Origin of the sequence: Psychrobacter fjordensis (assembly GCF_904845995.1) — a bacterium.
Lineage (GTDB): Bacteria > Pseudomonadota > Gammaproteobacteria > Pseudomonadales > Moraxellaceae > Psychrobacter > Psychrobacter fjordensis.
Window position 1 is genome coordinate 1,204,273 of sequence record NZ_CAJGYP010000002.1, and the last position, 23,438, is coordinate 1,227,710.

General features: G+C 42.4%; 16 protein-coding genes and 1 tRNA gene. 9 read left to right on the top strand and 8 right to left on the bottom strand.

Going from position 1 to position 23,438, the window contains the following annotated elements; all coding sequences use genetic code 11:
* Positions 1-21: 21 nt before the first annotated feature.
* Positions 22-1,269, bottom strand: coding sequence for an NAD(P)/FAD-dependent oxidoreductase (locus JMW61_RS13365; RefSeq protein ID WP_201551852.1), 1,248 nt, complete (start codon positions 1,267-1,269; stop codon positions 22-24).
* Positions 1,270-1,707: 438 nt separating this feature from the next.
* On the opposite strand from JMW61_RS13365, the gene JMW61_RS13370 reads away from it, so the two are divergent.
* Entirely contained in the window at positions 1,708-6,417 is a 4,710-nt protein-coding gene (locus JMW61_RS13370; protein ID WP_201551853.1) for an AAA domain-containing protein, read from the top strand.
* Between the two features lie 221 nt (positions 6,418-6,638).
* Here JMW61_RS13370 and JMW61_RS13375 read toward each other — a convergent pair whose 3' ends face one another.
* Positions 6,639-8,819: an ATP-dependent helicase gene (locus JMW61_RS13375; RefSeq protein ID WP_201551854.1), complete on the bottom strand. Its 2,181-nt coding sequence runs from the start codon at positions 8,817-8,819 to the stop codon at positions 6,639-6,641.
* A gap of 373 nt (positions 8,820-9,192) precedes the next feature.
* Between JMW61_RS13375 and ychF the strand changes: the two genes are divergently transcribed.
* From ychF to JMW61_RS13395, 4 genes are all read left to right on the top strand, one after another.
* Complete coding sequence (gene ychF / locus JMW61_RS13380; protein ID WP_201551855.1) at positions 9,193-10,284, top strand: redox-regulated ATPase YchF; 1,092 nt, start codon at positions 9,193-9,195, stop codon at positions 10,282-10,284.
* A gap of 129 nt (positions 10,285-10,413) precedes the next feature.
* On the top strand, positions 10,414-10,977 hold the full coding sequence (locus JMW61_RS13385; protein ID WP_201551856.1) for a hypothetical protein: 564 nt from the start codon (positions 10,414-10,416) through the stop codon (positions 10,975-10,977).
* 79 nt (positions 10,978-11,056) lie between these two features.
* Positions 11,057-12,490, top strand: a complete 1,434-nt coding sequence (locus JMW61_RS13390) for a deoxyguanosinetriphosphate triphosphohydrolase (protein ID WP_201551857.1) — start codon at positions 11,057-11,059, stop codon at positions 12,488-12,490.
* 104 nt (positions 12,491-12,594) lie between these two features.
* Positions 12,595-13,275 carry a TetR family transcriptional regulator gene (locus tag JMW61_RS13395; RefSeq protein WP_201551858.1) on the top strand — a complete coding sequence of 227 codons (681 nt, stop codon included), beginning with the start codon at positions 12,595-12,597 and terminating at the stop codon, positions 13,273-13,275.
* A 170-nt stretch (positions 13,276-13,445) separates the two neighbouring features.
* Here the strand turns inward: JMW61_RS13395 and JMW61_RS13400 are convergent, their stop codons facing one another.
* Both JMW61_RS13400 and JMW61_RS13405 read right to left on the bottom strand, forming a co-directional pair.
* On the bottom strand, positions 13,446-14,129 hold the full coding sequence (locus JMW61_RS13400) for a TetR/AcrR family transcriptional regulator (RefSeq protein ID WP_110923083.1): 684 nt from the start codon (positions 14,127-14,129) through the stop codon (positions 13,446-13,448).
* 218 nt (positions 14,130-14,347) lie between these two features.
* A complete protein-coding gene (locus tag JMW61_RS13405; protein WP_201551859.1) occupies positions 14,348-15,136 on the bottom strand; it encodes a TatD family hydrolase in 789 nt (262 codons plus the stop codon).
* 191 nt (positions 15,137-15,327) lie between these two features.
* Between JMW61_RS13405 and JMW61_RS13410 the strand changes: the two genes are divergently transcribed.
* Positions 15,328-15,993: an acyltransferase gene (locus JMW61_RS13410; RefSeq protein WP_201551860.1), complete on the top strand. Its 666-nt coding sequence runs from the start codon at positions 15,328-15,330 to the stop codon at positions 15,991-15,993.
* 21 nt (positions 15,994-16,014) lie between these two features.
* On the opposite strand, the gene JMW61_RS13415 is transcribed toward JMW61_RS13410, so the two are convergent.
* The gene (locus JMW61_RS13415; protein ID WP_201551861.1) at positions 16,015-17,802 is read right to left on the bottom strand and encodes a GspE/PulE family protein; all 1,788 of its coding nucleotides are present in this window, start codon (positions 17,800-17,802) and stop codon (positions 16,015-16,017) included.
* 50 nt (positions 17,803-17,852) lie between these two features.
* Positions 17,853-18,710 (bottom strand): tRNA (N6-threonylcarbamoyladenosine(37)-N6)-methyltransferase TrmO, encoded by an 858-nt coding sequence (tsaA, locus tag JMW61_RS13420; RefSeq protein ID WP_201551862.1) that lies wholly within the window; start codon positions 18,708-18,710, stop codon positions 17,853-17,855.
* A gap of 356 nt (positions 18,711-19,066) precedes the next feature.
* Between tsaA and JMW61_RS13425 the strand changes: the two genes are divergently transcribed.
* Together JMW61_RS13425 and JMW61_RS13430 are read left to right on the top strand one after the other, a co-directional pair.
* Positions 19,067-19,840, top strand: coding sequence for a ferredoxin--NADP reductase (locus JMW61_RS13425; protein WP_201551863.1), 774 nt, complete (start codon positions 19,067-19,069; stop codon positions 19,838-19,840).
* Between the two features lie 159 nt (positions 19,841-19,999).
* Positions 20,000-20,085 (top strand) — tRNA-Leu (locus JMW61_RS13430).
* 270 nt (positions 20,086-20,355) lie between these two features.
* Here the strand turns inward: JMW61_RS13430 and JMW61_RS13435 are convergent.
* Positions 20,356-21,168, bottom strand: coding sequence for a tetratricopeptide repeat protein (locus JMW61_RS13435; protein ID WP_227687474.1), 813 nt, complete (start codon positions 21,166-21,168; stop codon positions 20,356-20,358).
* Positions 21,169-21,487: 319 nt separating this feature from the next.
* A complete protein-coding gene (locus JMW61_RS13440; protein ID WP_201551864.1) occupies positions 21,488-21,688 on the bottom strand; it encodes an AlpA family phage regulatory protein in 201 nt (66 codons plus the stop codon).
* Positions 21,689-21,853: 165 nt separating this feature from the next.
* On the opposite strand from JMW61_RS13440, the gene exaC reads away from it, so the two are divergent.
* Positions 21,854-23,380, top strand: coding sequence for an acetaldehyde dehydrogenase ExaC (gene exaC, locus JMW61_RS13445; RefSeq protein WP_025650610.1), 1,527 nt, complete (start codon positions 21,854-21,856; stop codon positions 23,378-23,380).
* The last annotated feature ends 58 nt before the right edge of the window (positions 23,381-23,438 follow it).

Here is a 23,438-nt window from a genome sequence, read left to right on the forward strand (position 1 = left end):
CTAAATCTATCAAATGCACTCTTACTTCGAAAAACGCTGAGCACTAAATGGTGCAAGGTTTACTAATGATGGCTTTTCATGAATCATTTCTTCAACCAGACGCCCTGTCATAGGCCCTAATGTGAAACCCTGATGGCTATGACCAAATGCGAACCATAATTTTTCATGCTTGTCTGCAGGACCAATAACTGGCTTCATATCAGGCATACAAGGACGTGATCCTGCCCATGCTTCAGACTCTACTGCGTCTTCTAATGGTAAGATTTTGCGAGCCAGCTTTAGAACGGTTTTTAATTGACCAAAGTTCTTTGGCGCATCCATGGTGGTCATCTCAGCACCAGTCGTAATGCGGATGCCTTGCTGCATTGGGCCCATTACAAAGCCTTTGTCCATATCAAACATGCTGTGATTGATGGTATTTTTTTCTGTTACTTTGAAATGCTGATGATAACCACGCATTGGGAACAATGGCAGATTATAACCAAGTGGTCTGATCAAGTCGTTCGACCATGGACCCGCTGCAATGACCAACTTATCACTATAGTAAGTGTCATTATCAGTGATGATTTTCCAGCCTTCGCCATTTTTTACGATTTCTTTTACATCGCTCTCTTTGATCGTGCCGCCCATCTCTTGGAAATTCTTCGCATACGCTTTGACTAGCGAGCTTGGGTTCGATACTTGCCAAGAGTTTTTCCAATGAATCGCACCAACGAAACCTTCGAAATTGGCACTAGGCTCCATGGCTTTTAGTGCTTCAAGGTTTAGTACGTTATGTTCAACCCCTTGATTGCATGCATCAATGGCTGCTGCTTGCGCTTCTTTAAACGTCTCTTCAGAACGATGCAGCTGTAACCAGCCGTCACGCGTGATTAGCTCGTCAGCACCAGATGCTTCAATCATTGTTTGATGTTCGCTGGTGCAATGCTCAATCAGTGTCTGCCACTCTGATTCGATTTGCTTAACAGTCGCAGGTACAGAGTATTTCCAGTACTGTAACAGCGCTTGATGGTAACGCAAAATCGCTGGGATACGATAGCGAATATCGGTACCTTGGTTCGGTAATACTCTGATCATCTCAGTCAGTTGACGAGGAAAAGGATGGGTATGAATGGCTTCGCGCTGAATCAACCCAGCATTACCATACGAGGTCTCTGACCCTGGCAGCTTCTTGTCTAACATCAGTACTTGTGAATTGTTTTTTTGTAAATGCCACGCAACTGACGTGCCAACCATACCTGCACCGATAACGATCACTTCATAGCGCATAACCTATCCTTTTCTTAGGGTATTAATACAGAGTATCAAATATGAGGGTCTAACAGAATTAGGTGGTAATAGTAACGCATTAAGCTAAATATTAAACCCTTATCTGAAAAATATTTTTAAGCTAAACCCTTTTAGTTATGTGGTTTAAAAAAAGACATTCTTGAAAGGAATAATACTGGCTTTTGAGTAATAATTTAGTAAAAAAATTGACGAAAACAGGGTCTAATCAATTGACTTATGACCATAATAAAGGGTAATAGCGATAAATCTAACAAATATTAGATGCAATCTATCGATATAAATTTCTGTGCTATAGTTTGGTTTTTTCTTAAAGTTACTTTTAGTTGAACACAAAATAAGCGATATTAGAAAGATAAAATTAGCAGGATTTCAGTGATATTAATCGATGGTTTTTTGATGATTGGGAAAATTTAATAAATGAGTATTTACGCACAAAGACTGGCTTCTCAGATTGAATTCATCAAACAGTGTGCTTTGATGAAAAAAGCACCTACTCAAGACTTTACAAAGCACAGTGACTTCACTTGTACAGAAGAGCAAGTATTAAATCTGCCTGGTATCAGCCTAAATATCATAGATGATAGCTCTGAGGATGTTTGGTTGCGTTTAGAGCGATTGCGTGAAAATCCAGTGCCTAAACCTAGCAGCTCATTGTTAGCACATTGGTTAGTATCTCCAGTCAAACTTAGCGACCAACCGTCATTAAAAGAAAAAACATCTGTGCAACCATTCATCGATGATGGTCTAATGTTTGCAGACTCTACAGAGGTATTGACTCCGTTTGAAGTTGACAGTAATCATAAAAATGAATCGTTAGAGTTAGATGAACCATTACAGGCAGAGCTTTATTTAAAAGATTTTCCTGCACGGGACGCTGTACGAGATGAATTCAATACGTACCTCAAAGATATTTGGCAACCTTGGCAAGCAAAAGAGAAACTCATTCGCCAAAGCATTGCTCTATATTCTAGCCTATTTATGCTGAATCAACAGCTTCAGGGCAATCTCGCTGATGCACAGCTAGAGCTAGTATGGGGTGTTGGTATTGCCCTACGAAAAAGCGCTGACAATGAGCAAAATGGCAAGCAAATAAAGTATCCCTTATTGACACAATCTGTTGAAATCACCTTAGATCAGAAAACGATGGCGTTACTCATCAAGCCTACCCTATCTGCGCCTACGCTTGAAACTGAGCCTTTTTCTATAGAAGAAAATCAAGGTTTAGCCAAGTTATTAAAAAACAGCAAAGCGTTTTATGATTCAGAAGATGTGTCATTAAGTCCTTTTTTGCCAAGTAGCTATGAGCCTATCTTAAAATCAGCCGTTACTTTGCTTGACTCGTCTGGCGTTTATCAGCCAGATCATACTAATGCAGATGATCGAAAAATACCTAAAGCGCAGAACGACCTAATCGTCACTGATACTTGGGTCATTATGGCGCGCCCCAGAAGTAATAATATATTTTTGCAAGATTTGAACAATTTATCTATTCAGCTCGAAACAGCCACTGATATCGATTTGCCGAGCACTCTTAAGGCAATGCTGACAGAACCTGCTACAGAAAATAAAGACATCATATTGCCTGCTTATCGTGGTCTATCTATGGTCAGTGGCAGTGAGAGGTATACAGGCATGCCAGCCGAGCTATATTTCCCCAAAGCATTCAACGATGAACAAGTACAAATCATACAGCAGTTGGATGTTCACGATGGCGTGGTCGTTCAAGGCCCACCCGGTACAGGCAAAACCCATACTATTGCCAATGTCATTTGTCATTACTTAGCACTTGGCAAGCGGGTACTGGTCACGTCGATGAAAGACCCCGCGCTAAAGGTACTACAAGGACAACTGCCTGAATCTATTCGCCCGCTCGCCGTTAGCCTGCTGACCAGTGAAAACGAAGGCCTAAAACAGTTTGAACATACCATCAAAAAAATATCGAGCGAAGTATCTAGTATCAATCGCGAGGCCTACAAAAAAGACATCCTCGTGTTTGATAATCAAATTGATACCATCCATGCACAGTTGGCCAGCACTGACCATAAAATTACGGCTTGGGCACGGTTAAACCTTGATGATATCACTATCGATAATGAAACTATCAAGCCCATGGATGCCGCGACTGAAGTGGCTCAAAACCGGCAGCTTATCGAAAGCTTTCCCGATAAATTGGGCATAGAAGAGATATTTGAGCCTCGATTTACTCATGCTGATATCACAGCGCTAAAAGACGCAAGAGTAAACCTCGGCAATGACTTGGATTATCTTAATAAAAAGATTCCTGCTGTTGCAGACATGCCGCCTACCAACGCTATAAAGCAACTTCATAAGGATTTAAGTTACCTCAATGAGTCCCAAGCAGCTGAGCAGCAAGGAGAACTACCAAGCTTAATCAATGACAGTGCTAGCACAATAGGTATTGCTCAAGAAGTCGCTTCTCATACATCTCGTTTAACTGACCTGCTGCAAAAAATTGCAACTGCTGGGCAGCGCTGGACGACGGATATTCAACAGCATCTAGCTAATGAGACTAAGCAAGACATCATCGACCATCTCACTATACTAAACGATGAGATCAAAGCACTTTTTGATGAGAGAACTATTTATTTAACCAAACCTATTACGATGACTGATGATTTTGATAAAAATCCAGAGCTCGTTGACGCGGTGAAAAATTTATCTGAAGGCAAAAAACCATTTGGTCTCGCTGGTATTTTTGGTAAGTCTGCTGAAAAGAAAAGCCTTGAGTCTATTACGATAGTCTCATCAGCACCATCAAGTACAGAAGATTGGCAGTATATATCCAGCTTTATAACGTTTAGCAAAAAAGCTCAAGCGTTTATCCTTCGCTGGAATGCCTTATCAAATGAGCTGTCCTTACCGATATTTGAGGTATCGCCTAATAATCTGTCTGCGTTACATTCAGCCGTTCATCTATACGATGAAATCATTGCTAGTAACCACTTGCAGCACAGTATCAAGCAGGCATTAAGCATTATATTCATAGATTGGGATGTTATCTCTACAGCACCTTATGACACGGATATGTTGGCTGAGATTGAAAGTGTTCTTAAACAACATTTAAAGAGACATAATCTGGCTGAAAGTCTCACATTAAAAGAGACATTACTTAATAATCTCACTGATTGTAAAGGCGCTATTATTGAAAAAATGACGGCATTTGTCACTCAAAATATTGGTGACCCGAGTTTATCTGATGAACAATTACAAACAGACTATCAAGAGCTGTTAAATGAGCTGCAACGCGTGAATAACCTTGCAACAGACTTACAGACAGTCGCTGACATTACCCAACTCATTGAAGATAACGGTGCACCACTTTGGGCAAAAAAATTGCGTTTTGAATCTTGTCATAACTCTCAAGGCACATTGGCATCGGATAACTTGCAACCTGACGACTTACTGCCTGATAACTGGCAGCAGATTTGGCGAATTGGTAGACTGACAAGCTTTATCGACAGTATCGATGGTCGCAAGGAGTTGGTTCAACTGGCCAAAACCCGTGGCACTTTAGAAGTGAATCTGGCAAGACTCTATCAAGAAACCATCACCAAAAGAGCTTGGCTAAAGGTCGCAGAAAATGCGACACCAAACGTGAGAGCCTCTTTAGAAAAATACCGCTCTGCCATTATGCGTATCGGTAAGGGAACAGGCAAAGGCGCGCATTATTATCGCCGTGAAGCGCGAGAAGCCTCTGCGGGAGCAAGTGCTGCTATCCCATGTTGGATTATGCCGCATTATCGTATTTCTGAATCCTTGCCAGCAGAATTTGGCAGTTTTGACTTGGTTATCATTGATGAAGCCTCTCAGTCTGACTTAACTGCACTCCCAGCCATTATGAGAGCTAAGAAAGTATTAATCGTTGGTGACGATAAACAAGTGTCACCAGAAGGTGTCGGTCTTGATATCGAAAAAATTCGCAACCTAATGGCACAGTATCTGAGCAACCAAGTCCCTGTTTATCGCTCACAGATGTCACCTGATCGTTCAATCTACGATTTATTCAAAGTCGTTTTTGCAGATAGCAGTGTGATGCTAAAAGAACATTTTCGTAGTGTGGCACCTATCATTGAATTCTCAAAGCGTGAGTTTTACAATCATGAGCTGATACCTTTGCGTAAAGCCAAGTCTTCAGAGCGCTTGGACCCGCCATTGATTGATATTTATGTCACCGATGGCTATCGTCTTAAAGGCTCTGATATTAATCCTTCAGAAGTCAGATTTATTGTTGATGAAATCAAGACCCTTGTTTCTGACTCAGCTTACAAAGGTAAAACCATTGGTGTTGTCTCATTGCTAGGCAATAAGCAAGCGCATAATATTATGGAGATACTCAACAAAGAACTAGATGAAACGGTAATGACTGCTTTTGACATTGCTTGCGGTGATGCCAGAACCTTTCAAGGCAAAGAGCGCGATATCATGTTTTTGTCATTGGTAGTGGCACCCGGAGCTGCCCATGCACAAACGAGAGATACCTTCGCCCAACGGATGAATGTCGCTGCTTCAAGAGCGCGCGATAGAATGTATTTGGTGCGCAGTATTGAGTTGGATGAGCTAAGCCAAGCCGATCACTACCGATCAGAGCTTATCAAACACTTTCAAGCACCATTCATGCAAGATGAAGAAGAAGTTTCTGACTTACATGATAAATGTGAGTCTCCCTTTGAGACAGAAGTCTTCGATCTTTTGGTGGAGAGAGGCTATCGAGTGGTTCCACAGGTCAAAGCAGGTGCCTACCGAATCGATATGGTTGTCGAAGGTGAAAACGATAACAGTCTAGCCATTGAATGTGATGGCGATAGATATCATGGGCCTGACAAATGGGACAGCGATATGCAACGTCAGCGTATTTTAGAGCGTGCTGGCTGGAAATTTTGGCGCTGCTTTGCATCCACTTTTGTCACTCGTAAAAATGAAGTTATCCAAGATTTATTAGCAGAATTGGAACGTCTAGAGATTTATCCAATCACTACCGACACGGCCTATAGCAGCTCTTATGTTGAATCTAGAATCGTCACTACCGTGGATGCGGTACTGATCGATATTGAAACGGACATTGAGGCCAATATAGCTAGCGAGACGGAAACAGAGACTGACGCTTAAATATATAAGATTGAGTCAATACTAGGGAGTGTCCTCAATTCAATCGAAAGTTATCTAAATGGGTTAAAAATGGCTAAATCTTGCCAAACAGCGTCAAATAGCTGACTAATATCTTGATATTATCTGCGCTATCTTCCTTGTTAGACTACAATTTATCTCATTTTTATCACCATTTTTAAAATGAGGACACGCCCTAGTGTGGCGGTAATATACTTAAAATATCACCACCACATCGGATCATCACTGTCTTCTATAAAAGGTTTAACGGTTTTGACCGTCACTTTATCAGCAGATAGCTCCGCGATGAAGCGTGACGGCTTGTCAAAATACCCTGAATAACTGGCAAAGTAATCAGGCGCCGTTAGGTATAATCTGGTCTTGGCTCGACTACAAGCAACATAGAACAATTTACGCTCTTCCTCCAACTCCTCAAAATCATCCAAAGAGCGATGATGTGGCGTGATACCGTCGACCAATGAGTTGACAAACACCACTGGCCACTCTAGCCCTTTCGCACTGTGAATGGTCGAGATAGTGACTTTATCTTTACTTTCTTCCTCAGGTTGACTGGTCGTCGCTACCGAATCATTGGGTGGGTCAAGTGCCAAATTTTCTAAGAAGTTATCAAGGCTACTGTGTTCTGTTGCCAAGTTTTTGAGCACACGAAAGTCCTCATTGCGCTCTCGCCAATTCTCTTCAATCGTTTTTAAGACAGGAATATAGAATCCTAAAATATGCTGAATGACCGTCTCAACTGATTCAGCCTGATTTGCCTTAGTCAGCGTATGATATAAAGGCTCAAGCTGTTCGCTTTTTTTAGCAAACTTCGCTGTGAGTAGCGGCTCAAAGGAGTTGTTATCAGCATTAATCGCTTGGGTCAAACGCGTCGCGGTGACTGTCCCAACGCCTTGGAATAAGGTCAAAATTCGATGCCATGCAATCGTATCATTGGGGTTATAAAGAATTTTAATAAAGGCCAAAACGTCTTTGACATGTCGCCTTTCAACGAACTTGATACCGCCCACCACGATGAATGGAATATGACGCTCCATAAACTCTAGCTGGACATAGTTAGACTGAAACGACGTGCGGCACAGTACCGAAAAATCATTGTAATCATGATCCGACTTTAGCTCGATGATTTTATCGGAGATATATTTGGCTTCTTTTGTCTCATTGGTTAGGCGGCTAAATACTGGCTTGTGCCCACTTATCGATGCGCCAGAGTACAGTTGCTTTTGATAGCCTAGCGTTATTTGCTCAGACAAGGCATTGATATAATCCAAAATCGCGGGCGTACTACGATAGTTTTGTTCGAGCTTAATCAGCTTGGCATCAGGATAGGTCTCACCGAATAATAAAATGTTTTCATAATTGGCACCGCGAAAAGCATAAATACTTTGATTGTCATCACCGACCACCATCAGTGATACCGACTCAGGCTCACATATTAAGTCGATTAACTGCTTTTGCGGAATATTGGTGTCTTGATATTCATCAACCATGATATAGCGATATTGGTTTTGTAGCATTTGCCGAAAGGTGTCGTTGGTCTTTAAATGGCGCACGACCTGACTAATAATATCGTCAAAATCATATAAATGATTGGCACGCTTATACTCATGAAAATCGACTGCCAATTGCTCAATGATAGGAATATGCACAGCGATATCAGGATAACTGCTTTCGATTAAATCGCGGATATGAATACGTCTATTCCGAGAGCTAGAAATAATATTTTGCAATGTTTTCTTACGTGGAAAGGCCTGACTTTTGGTTTGCGCAGGATACTTTTTTTCTTTATGGATTAAGTCGATGGCATCTTCACTATCGCCTGTATCTAAAATCGTAAATCGCGGATTGATACCGAGTAGACCTGAATACTGGCGCAGCAGCATATTGCAAAACGAATGAAATGTACCACTAGTGATATCGTTGAGCCGCTTATCAGTTGGCAGTTTATCCCTAGCCAAATCCTCATCAGACAAACTATTAGTCAATAAAGTCTTTGCACGATTCTTGATTTCATTGGCGGCTTTACGCGTAAAAGTCAGTAGCAAGATGCTTTTGGGCGTGACCCCATTCTCTAACAAATAACTGGTGCGGTACGTGAGCGTTTTAGTCTTACCTGAGCCAGCTCCTGCAATCACCAATACTTTGCCTTCGATAGTTGTAGCTGCTAATAATTGGTCAGGATTTAACTCACGGGCATAGTCTACTTTTAATCCTAATTCACCACTCATCCTATGATTTAGTAGCTCAATATTGGCATCATCATTAGCATCGATTAAATTTGCCTCTAGCTTTTTAATCGCCTTTTCCAGACGTACCAGCTTGGGCTTAATTTCCATGAAATTCTGTGGATAATTATAGTGGCGCGTGTCAAAGATCGTGGTAGTCATTATAGAATTTTGCCTTTCATTTTATTTTAGCTGCCTTTATCGATACGGCGCATTTATCATTTATACCTAGGGCGTGTCGTCAATTAGCACATTAATACATTTAGCGTTCATAATGAGGACTGCTCGTAAAGTGTAGCGAGTCACAAATGCTTATCTTTTATACGCCTACAAGCCAAACTATTATTTTATAACACAGCTTACCATAATCGATAAAATGGCAAAATTGCCAGTCATGAGAAGAAGCAAAATTTCAGTATACAATACAACAACCTCACCCCTATTCAGGTAAATTTGCTACAATGTGCCCAATTTTGATTTATCATTTAAACAATCTTTATACCAACTGATTTTATTAATACATTGAGAGAATGTTATGGGTTTTAATTGCGGCATCGTCGGCCTACCAAACGTGGGTAAATCCACCTTGTTTAATGCGTTGACCAAAGCGGGTATCGCCGCTGAAAACTTTCCATTTTGTACCAAAGATCCCAACACAGGTATCGTACCAGTACCAGACCCACGCCTAAAGAAATTGGCTGATATCGTTAATCCTGAACGCGTGCTACCAACGACCATGGAGTTTGTTGATATCGCAGGTTTGGTTGCAGGCGCGTCAAAAGGCGAAGGCATGGGCAACCAGTTCCTAGCCAATATTCGTGAGACTGATGCGATTGCTCACGTCGTACGCTGTTTTGATGATGACAACGTCGTCCACGTTGATGGTCGCGTTAGCCCAATTGATGACATCGAAACTATCAATACTGAGCTCGCATTGGCAGATTTAGAGGCTGTTGAGCGCGCTATATTCAACTTGACCAAAAAGGCCAAAGGCGGTGACAAAGACGCTGGTGCTATGCTTGATATCTTCAAAAAAATTGAACCATTATTAGCAGATGGTCAGGCAGCACGCGCCGCCAATCTTGATACGGATGAGAAAAAACTCATCAGAAGCTATGGTTTAATCACGCTAAAGCCTACCATGTATATCGCTAACGTCAGTGAAGATGGTTTTGAGAACAATCCTTACCTTGATGCCGTTCGTAACTACGCCACTGGTGAAGACTCTATCGTCATCGCGCTATGCAATCAAATCGAATCTGAAATCGCTCAGCTTGATGAAGATGACAAAAAAGACTTCCTAGCTGAGATGGATATGGAAGAAGCCGGTCTTGATCAAGTAATCCGTGGTGGTTATGACTTACTTGATATGCAAACCTACTTTACCGCTGGTGTTAAAGAAGTGCGTGCTTGGACCGTCGCTATTGGCGCAACAGCTCCACAAGCTGCTGGCGTGATTCATACTGATTTTGAGCGCGGTTTCATTCGTGCCGAAGTCATTGCGTATGATGATTTCATCGAATACAACGGCGAAAAAGGCGCAGGCGCTGCTGGTAAATCGCGTTTGGAAGGCAAAACATACATCGTGCAAGATGGCGACGTGATGCATTTCCGCTTTAACGTATAACTTTAAGCGGTAGATAACATTTAAAACTAATGAGCCGATGATGGAGATTCTTCATCATCGGCTTTATTTTGTACATTAATTGTTATATTATAACATATCTTTATTTTTGCTTATTTGAGGATTTATATTATGGCGGCTTATTTCTCTTTTTCTAAACTCGCAGGTGCTGCGCTCATAGGCAGTGTGGTGACAGGTTCACTATTGGGCTGTCAACCTAGCACTGACGCTGAGGTAGTAACCGCTGTAGAGGATCACGAAGGGCACGATCATGAAGAACATGAAGGGCACGATCATGAAGAACATGAAGGGCACGATCATGAAGAACATGAAGGGCACGATCACGAAGAGCATGAAGGGCACGATCATGAAGAACATGAAGGACACGATCATGCCAGTGCAGGCACGCCATTCTCTTGTGAGCCTACTGCTACTATTGGGGTTTCTTATGGTAACGACAGTACGCCACAGACAGCAAATCTACTCATCGATGGTCTAGAGTATGACTTGACTGCTGCCTCTGATCTCAATGAAAGCACCGATAAAAAAATCTATATGAGTGATATTGGCCTAGATGATACCCATGGCATCATATGGCAAGTAAATGGTGACAAGGCAACACTACTCAATAAAACATTGGACGGCAATGTGGCTATCGAAAAGGAAGACGTCCTTTTTAACTGCCAGAAATCTTAATGTAGTTCTCTGACTATATATCTGTACCAAGGGCGCTATTTTGCTATGCTATAGGCTCCCTTGGTTTCGGATGTTTAATATGCTAAGTACACCAACCTCTTTGCCGTCTCCTACCACACAATGGTCTCATCTGCTCAACTCGCAGCGTCTTGGCGCTGCCAAAAAATTTAATGCCAATACGAGCACTCGTTCTCAGTTTCATAAAGACTATGACAGACTGGTGTTTTCGCACTCCTTTAGACAGCTCAATCAAAAAACTCAAGTCCATCCGTTGACCAATCAGCTCGGGATTCACACTCGCTTAACCCATTCGCTTGAAGTCTCGTGTATTGGACGCTCTTTAGCAATGATGGCAGCAGAAAAGCTCCATGATAAATTAGGCAATGGCCTACCAGCAGGTATCTCGCCAGCGGATGTCGGCGTCATTGTACAAGCCGCCTGCCTCGCTCATGATATTGGCAACCCGCCTTTTGGGCATGCAGGAGAATACGCCATTCGGGACTGGTTCAGGTTGCCTGAGCCGCAGAAGATTTTGCAAACCTTGAGCGCCCATGAACAGCTAGATCTACTGGCATACGAAGGTAACGCGCAAGGGTTTAGATTGCTCGTCAATAACGAGCACCATCCGGATAAAGGCGGCATGCACCTCACTTGTGCGACCTTGGGTGCGTTTATGAAATACCCTTGGTTAGCGACGCACAGCAATGATACTTCTCAAAGCACAAATTTAGGCGGCATCGCGACCAATGTGCAAAAATTTGGCTGTTTTTATAGCGAAGCAGATCAGTTAGAAGAGCTAGCAGCTTGCTTAAATCTGCCGCGCTCTGAGCAACACGATGGCTTTGCCAGACATCCACTGGCCTATCTACTAGAGGCAGCAGATGATATCTGTTACGCGCTCATAGATTTAGAAGATGGCATCAATCTAAACATGCTCACTTATCAGGAGGTCGCCACGATATTTTATGAGCTGATTGGTGAGCGCCCTGATATTATTAACTTACCAACACACATATCCGTTAGGCAGAGTCTTGCGTCATTGCGAGCACGTGCCATGATGCGTTTGGTAAACACGGTGACTGATGCCTTTGTTGCCAATAGTGATGCCCTGCTGGCCGGAAAACTCCAAGGCAGTTTATTTGACCACTGTGATATCAGTGTGCGAAGTGGCATCTTGCAGGCCAAGCAGTTGGCACGTGAGAAAATATTCAATCACCCAAGCAAAGTACGAATGGAGCTGATGGCCAATCAATGCTTGCATCGTTTATTAGATGCTTTTATGCCATTGGCTTGGACAGGATCTCAATCTGTCACTATGCAGCCACCGATGTCCTTTGAGCAGCAGCGTCTGTCAAAGTTGCTACAGCCACATCTTGACGAACATCGCCGCGTATTGTCAGACAATGTCTATCTCAATATTTTAAATATATTGGACTTTATTACTGGGATGAATGACCACGAAGCCTACCGATTGGCGCAAGAATTGCAGGGTCATTGGGGCACAATGGTTTAAAAGACCAGTGCAGGGTTAGTAAATTAATACAAGTTGCGTATTTCATTCGTATTTTTACGCTGAAATGAGTATGATAAACACCTACCGGACAATTTTGAAATATTATGAGCAGTCGCGAACAAAAGAAACTTCAAACTCGGCACGCCTTTTTTAACGCCGTGCTCGATTTATGTATGACAGGGCAATCTTTTAGCTCTATCAGCCTAAGACAAGTCACGCGTGAAGTCGGTGTGGTGCCGACCGCATTTTATCGACATTTCGATGATATGGAATCGCTCGGACGTGCGTTGGTGGTTGAAGAGTTAGGAGGCACGTTGGCCATATTAAGCGATAGCTTACAGATTGGCCGCAAGCGTAGTTTCGATCGTCAAATTGCCAAGAGCATTCAGCTGTTTTTGTATATGGTGAGCGATCAGCCTTATTACTGGCAGTTTTTGGTCAGTGAACGTTATGGCGGATCGGAGTCTGTCCGTAAAGCCATCAATGAGCTCACAAAGAAGCATGCTCAAGGCTTGGCAGATGACCTAGCACTGCAGCCCGCATTTACTCATATCAATGGCTATGACCGTCGGTTATTGGCCGAAGCTGGGGTCAATATGTTCTTTTCTTGGATTATCGACTGGTTGGAATTGACGTACACAGAAGATCATGATGATGAGATCGACTTGAACGAGATTGAAGAGAATAAACAGATGATGCTACATAACTGTACTCGTCAAGCACAGATGCTATTTTATGGTGCTTATAATTGGAAATCTACGGAAGAAACCCTATTAGAAGATTAGCGTGCTGTAGGGCTCAACATGCTTCATTAATTTTTGAAAGCTATAAAAAACTAAGAGCTGTGTGTTGTCATGATAAATATGACAACACACAGCTCTTATAACGATACTGCTTACGACATGAAAATTGCATAGACAGTATTAAGAGGCAATATTAAAAGTCAATAAACCGCTTAATAATTGGTATTGCGATGCTCTTCTGACTCAGTCTCAATCTGTTCTACCAATTCCTGCATATCTTCATCCATTACCTCATCGTCCACAGCAGGATAATGGCTAGGCAACTCTAGTATTTGCTGGACAAACGCATAACGTAAAGTATCTCGGCGACCCAAGTAACGCTGATAAAAGCTTGAGTTTAATAGCCCTGCACCACCTTGACCCATCGCCCAAATAGACGATAGATAATCTCTCGTACTCAAACTGCTGTGCTCATCTTTCAAATAAGCACTGATGATATCAATCAAACGCTTCATACGCTGACGGCGGATATCATATAGCTCACCAAATAAGCGATTTAGGCCCGTTACCGATGCGGCCAAACGCTCTTCGATTTGATTCAGTAGCATGGCTTTTTGTGGATTAAATAACTGCTGAAAAATCATCCGAGCGACACCGGCCGATGGACAATCATCGATGCGATTGATATCAAACAGATGCTCTTCGTAACGGATAATAATACGCAAATAGAGCTCATCTTTGCTGGAGAAATGCTTATATAGTGTACCTTTAGCCAAATCTAGCTGGTCTGCCAAACTGTCTAAAGTGATATCACCATCGCCCGACTCAAGTAGCAATTGCTCTGCCATTGCTAAGATATTTTCTTCTCGTACCTTGAACTGATGCTGACGACTCATAGTCTCTCCTAAAACTTGATAAGATTAAGCATACGACTGTCGTTTACGTTAACACACCAACATCAAGAGTATGGATCCATACAGAGACTGCGCGAGGACGACAAGGAATATGCTTATATTTTCTAAATAGTCATTAACAATCATATAATTACGCCTGCTTGGAGCAGGTCATTATAAGGCTACATGATAAATGACTGACTGGTCATAGCATAACCATTTTAATGGTACTGTGCCAGTAAATTTTCAAAGTTTTTTGCAGTCAATACACCAACGTCTTCGCTACTACAGCCATACATCTCTGCGATACAACTGGCCACGTAGGGTACATAGGCTGGCTCATTGGGCTTGCCACGTTTAGGCACAGGTGCTAGATAAGGGCTATCGGTTTCGATAAGCAGTCTGTCTCTAGGCATGTTTTTTGCGGCATCTTTGATTTGTTGCGCACTTTTAAAACTGACAATGCCAGAAAATGAAATATAAAACCCTAAATCGAGTGCTTTTTTTGCGGTATCCCAATCCTCAGTAAAGCAGTGAATGATGCCATGTTCTGCCCCTTCAGCTTTTAAGATATCGATTGTGTCTTCTTTGGCATCACGCATATGGATGACGAGTGGCTTTTTTAAACTTTGGCTGGCATGGATATGACGAGCAAGGCTGGCTTGTTGTTCTTTTTTATTTTCGGTTGACCAGTAATAATCTAATCCAGTCTCTCCTATCGCCCATACATGATCAGCACTAGCCGTTTCTATCAGGCGCTCGACGGTCGCTGATTGTAATATAGCCATATCTTCACAAGGATGAATACCCACACTCATACCTAGATTTAAGACGTCATCACTATAGGTGCTAACAATATTAGCTATATCATCATATTCAGCAAAATCACACATAATCGCCATCGCACGAGTGACATTGGCTTCTTTCATAGCGGCTATTGCGCCAGACAGTTGGCCATCATATTTCGTTAAATCTAAACGGTTAAGATGACAGTGGGTATCAGTAAACATAAAAATCTCGTTAATAAAAATTGGTAAATAAAAAACATTAAAGTTAAAGCTTTGAATAGATAACTGTATTTATTGCTCTAGAATAGGCTATTTTCAAGTGCTGTTTGACGGTACACTATAAAACGCTTAACCAGCAGACACTTTTATCCTTCTGACGACTTCTATTTGATTACTTGCATAAGCCCTTTATTATGACCCATAAAAAAACCATTACCCTGCCTCCTATCATCAAGACACTATTACCTAAACAGCTATACGGACAACGGTTTTTATTACAAGACAAAGGGCATCGCAATCATATCGATATCGCCGCAGATGCCCGTATTATTGGCAAGTCAGTTATTACCATTCGTCAAGGTCATGACAATCAAATTAACATCGGTGAGCATGGTAAATTTAATAAACTAAAAATAGACATCAATGGCAGTCATAATCGCATAACCATTGGAGAGAAAGTCAAATTCTCTGGGCAACTATTGATTGTCGGCAACCATTTACACATTCATATCGGCAACCATACCACGGCCATTGACTGCTATATTTTGGCACGTGACAAAAGCGTGACCATTGGTGAATCTTGCATGATATCTCGTGGTATTGAGATTCGTGCTACTGATGTCCACAAGGTTTACGATATAGACACCAATGCACGAGTAAATAACGCGCATTCTGACGTCATTTTGGGAGACCATATTTGGGTTGCTGCCAATGTGACTATTTCTAAAAACGTCTCTATTGCCAGTGGCTGTATCATTGCAGCAGGTGCTTTCGTCAATAAACCAGTCGAAACACCAAACTGCATGGTGGCCGGCACACCAGCAAAAATCATTCGTCAAAATGTACGTTGGGAGCGCTAAAAGCGGTGCATGATTTGATTCTTAATTCAGTGGTACTACTCGCATCACCTCTTCTATAGTCGTCACCCCATCACTAATACGTTTCGCACCAGACAACCTTAGTGGCTGCACACCTTCACGGTATGCTTGCTGCTTAAGTACATCTAAGCTCGAATCAGCAGCGACCAGTTTTTTTAGCTCATTTGACAACGGCATGATTTCATAGAGACCCACACGCCCTTGGTAACCTGTATGACGGCAGTGCTCACAGCCATTTGCAGTATAGATTTGTGCTGGGGCTGGCGCGCGCCAAGGCTGTACCAACTCTTGCCACTGAATCGCAATCTCACTGTCTGGCGTGACATCAACGGCTTGCTTGCAATGCGTGCATAATGTACGTAGCAGGCGCTGTGCCATCACTCCTAGTATGGTTGCCGAGGTTAAAAACGGCTGAATACCCAAATCATGCAAACGGGTAATAGAGCTGGGTGCATCATTGGTATGTAGCGTCGAAAGCACCAAATGCCCCGTTAGAGAAGCTTGCACAGCCATATTGGCTGTTTCAGCATCCCGAATCTCACCGACCATGATGATGTCTGGATCTTGACGCATCAAGGAGCGAATACCCTCCGCGAAATGCAAATCAACGCCTGAATTCACCTGCATTTGGTTGAAAGCAGGTTCAATCATCTCGATAGGATCTTCAATCGTACAAACGTTAACCTGCTCTGTGGCAAGCTGCTTGAGCGTGCTATATAACGTCGTGGTTTTACCCGATCCCGTTGGACCTGTGACCAAAATAATACCGTTGGGATGCGCCGTCAGCTCATGCCACGTCTCAAGCTGCTTGCCGGATAAGCCAAGCTGCGCAAATGAACGCACCAGCACTTCAGGGTCAAATACACGCATGACCAGTTTTTCACCAAACGCAGTAGGCATGGTAGAAAGACGCAGCTCAGTCTCTAACCCTTTTGGCGTACGGGTTTTTAGTCGACCATCTTGTGGTTTGCGCTTTTCTGCGACATTGAGTCGTCCTAAGATCTTGATTCGTGCCGTGACCGCAACGATAATTGCCAAAGGCATCTCATAAACCGTATGCAGCACGCCATCAATACGAAAACGTACCTTGCCAGTCTCGCGCCGCGGCTCAAGATGAATATCACTGGCCCGCTGCTCAAAAGCATATTGCAACAGCCAGTCAACGACTCTGACGATATGTTGATCGTTCGCATCAGGATTGGTGTTGTCACCTAACTGCAGTAACGCTTCAACATTGGTGACATCAGCTGCCGCACGCTTGTGAATACTATTTGCGCCTGCAATGGCTTGTGTGACTTGATAGAACTCTTGTCGATAACGATTGATCTGTTCAGGATTAATATAGACCGTACGATAAGTTTTAGACTTAATCAGCTTTTCAATATTTGAGTGCCAATCGGTATGAAACGGCTGATCTGTACCGATGACGACTTCATCCAGCGTGACTTCAATAGGCAAAATATGCTGTGAACGTGCATACTCGAAGGACATCAGCTGCGTCACAGCAGGGACATCAACTTTCAACGGGTCGATGCGCACGAGTGGCATACCCGCCTTGGCAGCCAGCCATTGATTCAACCACGGCAATGCTAACTTGCTCTCAGAGTCGCTATCAAGCGCATGGCCATTTGGCAAGCCAAACTCGCTGATGGTCAACAGTGGATGCTGCGTCTTATCGCGGCGGCTAGTAATCACTAAGTTATAGCCCCGTTGGTCAATCACTTTATCTGCCAATAGCTCATCTAGACACCAACGCAAATCAATCACTATTGAATATTTCTGCTCAGACATATTTTTCTTCTTTTATCGTTTTAGAATATATGGTTAAGAATGATATCAATTCATATCACCTCTACAACGGCGGTTATTTGTAGTTCATCTCCAGCTATCAACTGAAAGCTCACATCAACAGATTTATAGCGCATGGTAAACGGCATATTTATTTGAGTACGACGATACGCTGGACGAGGATCTTGCGCAATGAGTGCCTTAATAATATCGATATCAGAGGGTAATAATTGACTTTGCATCTGATGCATAAGCGTCGTAACCGTATCCTGCTCTATATTTATCGCTTTCTCATTATTAATAAGCTGTCCAGTATTAGCTAGCGCCACAAACTGCTCGTAAGCAGGCTCGGTCATCGTCACTGCTAACAGCGTAGGAGCCGTAGGTGCAAAGCCACTCTCTGCCTCTACAAGCGCATCGCTATACGCCACATACGGCTTAATATCTATAATCGGTGTGCCATCTATCATATCTGCACCGCTAATAATAAGAAATGCTCGTCCTTGTATAACCTCTACACGCTCAAGCTTGACGACAGACAACCCTAGTGCCGACGGACGATACATACTACGACTGGCAAACACACCTATTTTTTGATTGCCACCCAACCGTGGCGGTCGTACTTGCGGGCGAAAGCCAGTGGTTTTTGTAGTATCCGCATTTTTATTAGCCGAATTGTCTTTTTTTATATAGTTATGATGAAACTGCCAACTGATCCAAATATGGCTAAACGCTTCCAAGCCCACGAATGCTGCTGGCGTATCGTAAGGCGCGAGCATTTCGATAACACTGGTGAGTGCTACCAAATTTGGCTGACGTGGCGCACCAAATTTTTGTGATAATGGTGCACGGTGGTAACCCACTATGGGCGCATGATGATGGTTATCTAGCTGTGCATCGTCACCAGACATAAAAGTCTCCAAGAAATCTACTAATAACCAAAACCTGCCAATATAAACCAGTTTTATCTAGTGATACACAATTACTCACTAACGATATTCCATTTTATCATGCCACATAGTAGCGGCTAAGCGGATTTTTATTTTAAATTTTGGTATTATGAGCGAGAATTATTATTGAGAATAGATTGCATCACGATAATAGTGGCCTTTATCTCATTAATAATGATATAAAATATGCGTCGACATTTGGACACTGCCTGACCATTTAATCGTCATCATAATAAAAGTTTGATGCAGTGCTAACCCCTAATGACACATTCAATTAATACTGTTGACGCCCACAGCGACTACTTAACGAGGACTTTATGTCAAAACTTCGCACCGAAACGGTTACAGAGGTTCGTCATTGGAATGACTCTCTATTTAGTATAAAAACCACTCGCGACGACGGCCTACGTTTTCGTAATGGTGAATTTGCGATGATTGGTATCGTCGTCGATGGCAAGCCATTATTACGAGCTTACTCGATTGCTAGCCCTAATTACGAAGACCAATTAGAGTTTTTCTCTATCAAAGTACCAGATGGTCCACTGACCTCACGCCTGCAACACATCAAAGTAGGTGATGAGCTTTTAGTTAGTAAAAAACCAACTGGGACACTGGTACTAGATGATTTATTACCGGGCAAGCATTTATATATGCTATCGACAGGCACAGGACTGGCACCATTTTTGGCGTTAGCACGTGACCCTGAAGTGTACGAGCGTTTTGATAAAATCATTTTGGTACATGGCGTGCGTCATGCCAAAGATTTAGCCTATCGTGACATGTTCGAAACCGAGTTGGCCAATGATGAAATCTTTGGTGAATGGTTCCGCGAAAAATTCATTTACTATCCGACTGTGACTCGTGAAGAGTTTAGAAACCAAGGCCGTATCACTGACCTTATGAAGTCGGGTAAGTTCTTTGAAGATATTGGCTTGCCACCGATGAATAAAGAAGATGATCGTGTGATGATTTGCGGTAGCATGCCATTCAACGCAGAAGTTTCTGCTATTTTGGATGACTTTGGTCTAACCGTCTCGCCACGTATGGGTGTTCAAGCAGATTATGCGGTCGAACGTGCCTTTGTAGGATAAATAATATATAGAATATATCGGTTTTTTTGATTTAATCGCAAATTATCTAAAATAATTCTTGACGATCAAAAATAGCCTGCTATAATACGCAGCCTATACAGAGTTAACCCTGTAGCCCAATTCGATAATACCTATCTAATAGATATTATTACCTAACATGCCAGTGTGATGGAATTGGTAGACATGACGGATTCAAAATCCGTTGCCTAATAAGCGTGTCGGTTCGAGTCCGACCACTGGTACCAATATTTAGTTCTATAGCTACTTATAGAGCAGCTAAAGCCCCTGATATCAGGGGCTTTGTTGTATCTGGCGTTCCATACTGTCCTATGAATCTATCCTAATCCATGCACATTGAGTGTACTGAATTTGAAGAACCATTCTGCTCTGCTAAAACACTCATACTTTCAAAAAACTCATCGGCTTCAGCTGATAGAGTTATACCAAATGATAACCTCATGACTAACACTTGATAAGTACATATCTATTTTAAGTTTTTAAAATCACAGTCTCTCTTATTCAATTAGTGACAACTCATCACAACTCGGCTGATATCCGTTGTCACAAGATTTGCTATACCACTCTTGGGATTGAGCTTTGTCTTGCGCCACGCCTCTGCCCTCAAAGTACATCAAGCCAAGACTGTTCTGCGCTTCGGCTATTTCTTGATTTGCAGCTTTTAGATACCATTCAGCCGCTTTTGCATCATCAAGTTTAACCCCTCTACCAGTTTCGTACATATCACCAATATTGTTTTGAGCTCCCGCATATCCTTGAGCAGCAACCTTTCTTAACCATTTGAGTGTCTCTGCATAATCTTGACTCACCCCTTGGCCTTTATCGTACATTCCAGCAAGATTATACTGAGCTAGTGCAAAACCTTTATCAGCTGATTTTCGATACCATTGAACTGCTTTATCATAATCCTGAGGAATACCTTCGCCGTGCTGATAAAAAGTTCCAAGATTGAATTGAATCTCAGCATTGCCCTGATTGGCAGCTTTTTCATACCACTCAATGGCCTTGGCATCGTTTTGACGTACACCAGTGCCATTGCTATACATCTCTCCAAGTGCATATTGGGAAAATGCCCTTCCTCTATTAGCAGCGGCTTTAGTCCATTCAAATGCTTTAACATCATCTTGACTAATATCATCACCAGTACTGTACATATAGCCAAGAGTGGCTTGAGTAGTAGCGAGTCCTTTGTTCATTAAAGTATTTACAATGCCAAGATCTGCAACAGCAGGTATGGCTAAACCACTTGATAATCCTACTATCATCATTTTATGAATTAATATCTTATTAAGTTTTTGCATGATAATCATTCTTTCTCATTCAGTTTTTGATGAGCGTCACAGCTGAGCTTATAGTCGATTTAATTTAAAAGTAGTACTAGGCAACCGAGTGTAGATGTAATACTTCAAGCGAGGTTAGCGCTGTAATACTTTTATAGTGAAATGACTATATCACCATTTTTTTAAGCGTTGCTATACCACTCTATCAATTCGACCTTGTCTTTAGCGATACATCCGCGTTCCACATATAAACATTTGTTCTTTATAATACATCGTTTATCTGATTCTGTTATTGATAAATACAAAAAATAAACCACCCTAATCTTAGCGTTAAGGCCGATTAACAGGTTTAAGATGAACGCTCAACAATACTAATATTAATGCACTCTGCAATCTCACTTGTTATCCACATTACCCCCACCTGTGTCAGCTGTATCTCTTTAGGGAATGTTTGATCGCAACGATCAGAGCTTTTGTTAATCATTGAAAGTGATCCATGAAAAACTAAGCTATAGAAAATAAAATGAAAAATACTATCAAGGAGACCCATCCGCCTTTATTTAAAGCTATAACTTTTAGTAATAGATAATTGAAATGTTTAACGTAAAAATTAGCTTTAACTTGAATAAGAATATCAGTAGCATGAAATTACGACTCGATCAGGAAGATCAGTTGAAGGTATTTAATATACCTTTCTCACAACAAGGAGCAGTTAATGTTATATCCCTATCCAAATACAGAAAAAAGCCAAGTCCAATTCCGCGAAAAATATGACAACTTCATTAATGGTGAGTGGGTTGCACCCGTTGATGGTGAATACTTTGACAACACCAGTCCCATAGATGGCAAAGTCATCTGCCAAGTTGCACGCTCAAAAGAAGCTGATATCGAAAAAGCCCTAGATGCGGCTCACGCTGCCAAAGATGCGTGGGGCAAAACCAGTGTGACAGAACGCGCCAACATCCTTCTCAAAATCGCTGACAAAATGGAAGCCAATCTTGAGTCTATCGCCATTGCTGAATGTTATGAAAACGGCAAGCCTGTGCGTGAGACACTCGCAGCAGATATCCCGCTAGCCGTTGACCATTTCCGTTATTTCGCCAGTGCCATTCGTGCTCAAGAAGGCGGCATCAGCCAAATCGATGACGATACCGTTGCTTATCATTTCCATGAGCCACTGGGTGTTGTTGGTCAGATTATCCCTTGGAACTTCCCTATCCTAATGGCCGTCTGGAAGCTTGCACCTGCATTAGCCGCTGGTAACTGTGTGGTTCTTAAACCTGCTGAGCAAACCCCTGCGTCTATTCTCTATATGTTAGAGATTATCGGTGCGGCTGACTTGTTACCTAAAGGTGTATTAAACGTCGTCAATGGCTTTGGTGTTGAAGCTGGTAAGCCGTTAGCTTCTAACCCTCGTATTAATAAAGTGGCCTTTACGGGTGAGACCACGACGGGTCGCCTCATCATGCAGTATGCCAGTGAGAACATCATTCCTGTGACCTTGGAGCTGGGTGGTAAGAGTCCAAATATCTTCTTCGCTGACATTATGGATGAAGATGATGACTTCTTAGACAAGGCGGTTGAAGGTTTGGTGATGTTTGCGCTTAACCAAGGTGAAGTCTGTACCTGCCCATCGCGTGCACTGGTACATGAGAGTATCTATGATGAGTTTATCAAACGCTGTATCGCTCGTGTTGAAGCCATCAAAATGGGTAACCCATTAGATACGGAGACAATGATTGGAGCACAAGCAAGCTCAGATCAATTAGAGAAAATCCTATCTTATCTAGATATCGGTAAACAAGAAGGCGCTAAAGTACTGGTCGGTGGTGAACGAGCCACACACGATGGTGATCTTGGTGATGGTTACTACGTGCAACCAACTATCTTTGAGGGCACTAATGACATGCGTGTGTTCCAAGAGGAAATCTTTGGACCTGTACTTGCGGTAACAACTTTTAAAGATGACGAAGATGCGATGAGAATTGCCAACGATACGTTATATGGTTTAGGTGCTGGTATTTGGACGCGTAGTGTACATAAGGCGTATCGCTTCGGCCGTGGTATTCAAGCGGGCCGTGTGTGGACGAACTGCTATCACATCTATCCGTCGCATTCTGCATTCGGTGGTTATAAACAATCTGGCATCGGCCGTGAGAACCATTTGATGATGCTTGATCATTATCAGCAAACCAAAAATATGCTGGTGTCTTACGATCCTAAAAAAATGGGGTTCTTTTAAACTCATTGAAGTAAAGTTTTTAAAGGGTGGTGATTAACATATTGGTGAGTCAGGTCTG

Bases quoted from the DNA above. Each gene is read 5' to 3' on its own strand.
- JMW61_RS13415 (WP_201551861.1), bottom strand. From the start codon at position 17,802: ATGTCTGAGCAGAAATATTCAATAGTGATTGATTTGCGTTGGTGTCTA.
- JMW61_RS13435 (WP_227687474.1), bottom strand. From the start codon at position 21,168: ATGATTATCATGCAAAAACTTAATAAGATATTAATTCATAAAATGATG.
- JMW61_RS13440 (WP_201551864.1), bottom strand. From the start codon at position 21,688: ATGGGTCTCCTTGATAGTATTTTTCATTTTATTTTCTATAGCTTAGTT.
- JMW61_RS13385 (WP_201551856.1), top strand. From the start codon at position 10,414: ATGGCGGCTTATTTCTCTTTTTCTAAACTCGCAGGTGCTGCGCTCATA.
- JMW61_RS13405 (WP_201551859.1), bottom strand. From the start codon at position 15,136: ATGTTTACTGATACCCACTGTCATCTTAACCGTTTAGATTTAACGAAA.
- tsaA (WP_201551862.1), bottom strand. From the start codon at position 18,710: ATGTCTGGTGACGATGCACAGCTAGATAACCATCATCATGCGCCCATA.
- JMW61_RS13365 (WP_201551852.1), bottom strand. From the start codon at position 1,269: ATGCGCTATGAAGTGATCGTTATCGGTGCAGGTATGGTTGGCACGTCA.
- JMW61_RS13400 (WP_110923083.1), bottom strand. From the start codon at position 14,129: ATGAGTCGTCAGCATCAGTTCAAGGTACGAGAAGAAAATATCTTAGCA.
- ychF (WP_201551855.1), top strand. From the start codon at position 9,193: ATGGGTTTTAATTGCGGCATCGTCGGCCTACCAAACGTGGGTAAATCC.
- JMW61_RS13370 (WP_201551853.1), top strand. From the start codon at position 1,708: ATGAGTATTTACGCACAAAGACTGGCTTCTCAGATTGAATTCATCAAA.
- JMW61_RS13425 (WP_201551863.1), top strand. From the start codon at position 19,067: ATGTCAAAACTTCGCACCGAAACGGTTACAGAGGTTCGTCATTGGAAT.
- JMW61_RS13375 (WP_201551854.1), bottom strand. From the start codon at position 8,819: ATGACTACCACGATCTTTGACACGCGCCACTATAATTATCCACAGAAT.
- JMW61_RS13390 (WP_201551857.1), top strand. From the start codon at position 11,057: ATGCTAAGTACACCAACCTCTTTGCCGTCTCCTACCACACAATGGTCT.
- JMW61_RS13395 (WP_201551858.1), top strand. From the start codon at position 12,595: ATGAGCAGTCGCGAACAAAAGAAACTTCAAACTCGGCACGCCTTTTTT.
- JMW61_RS13410 (WP_201551860.1), top strand. From the start codon at position 15,328: ATGACCCATAAAAAAACCATTACCCTGCCTCCTATCATCAAGACACTA.
- exaC (WP_025650610.1), top strand. From the start codon at position 21,854: ATGTTATATCCCTATCCAAATACAGAAAAAAGCCAAGTCCAATTCCGC.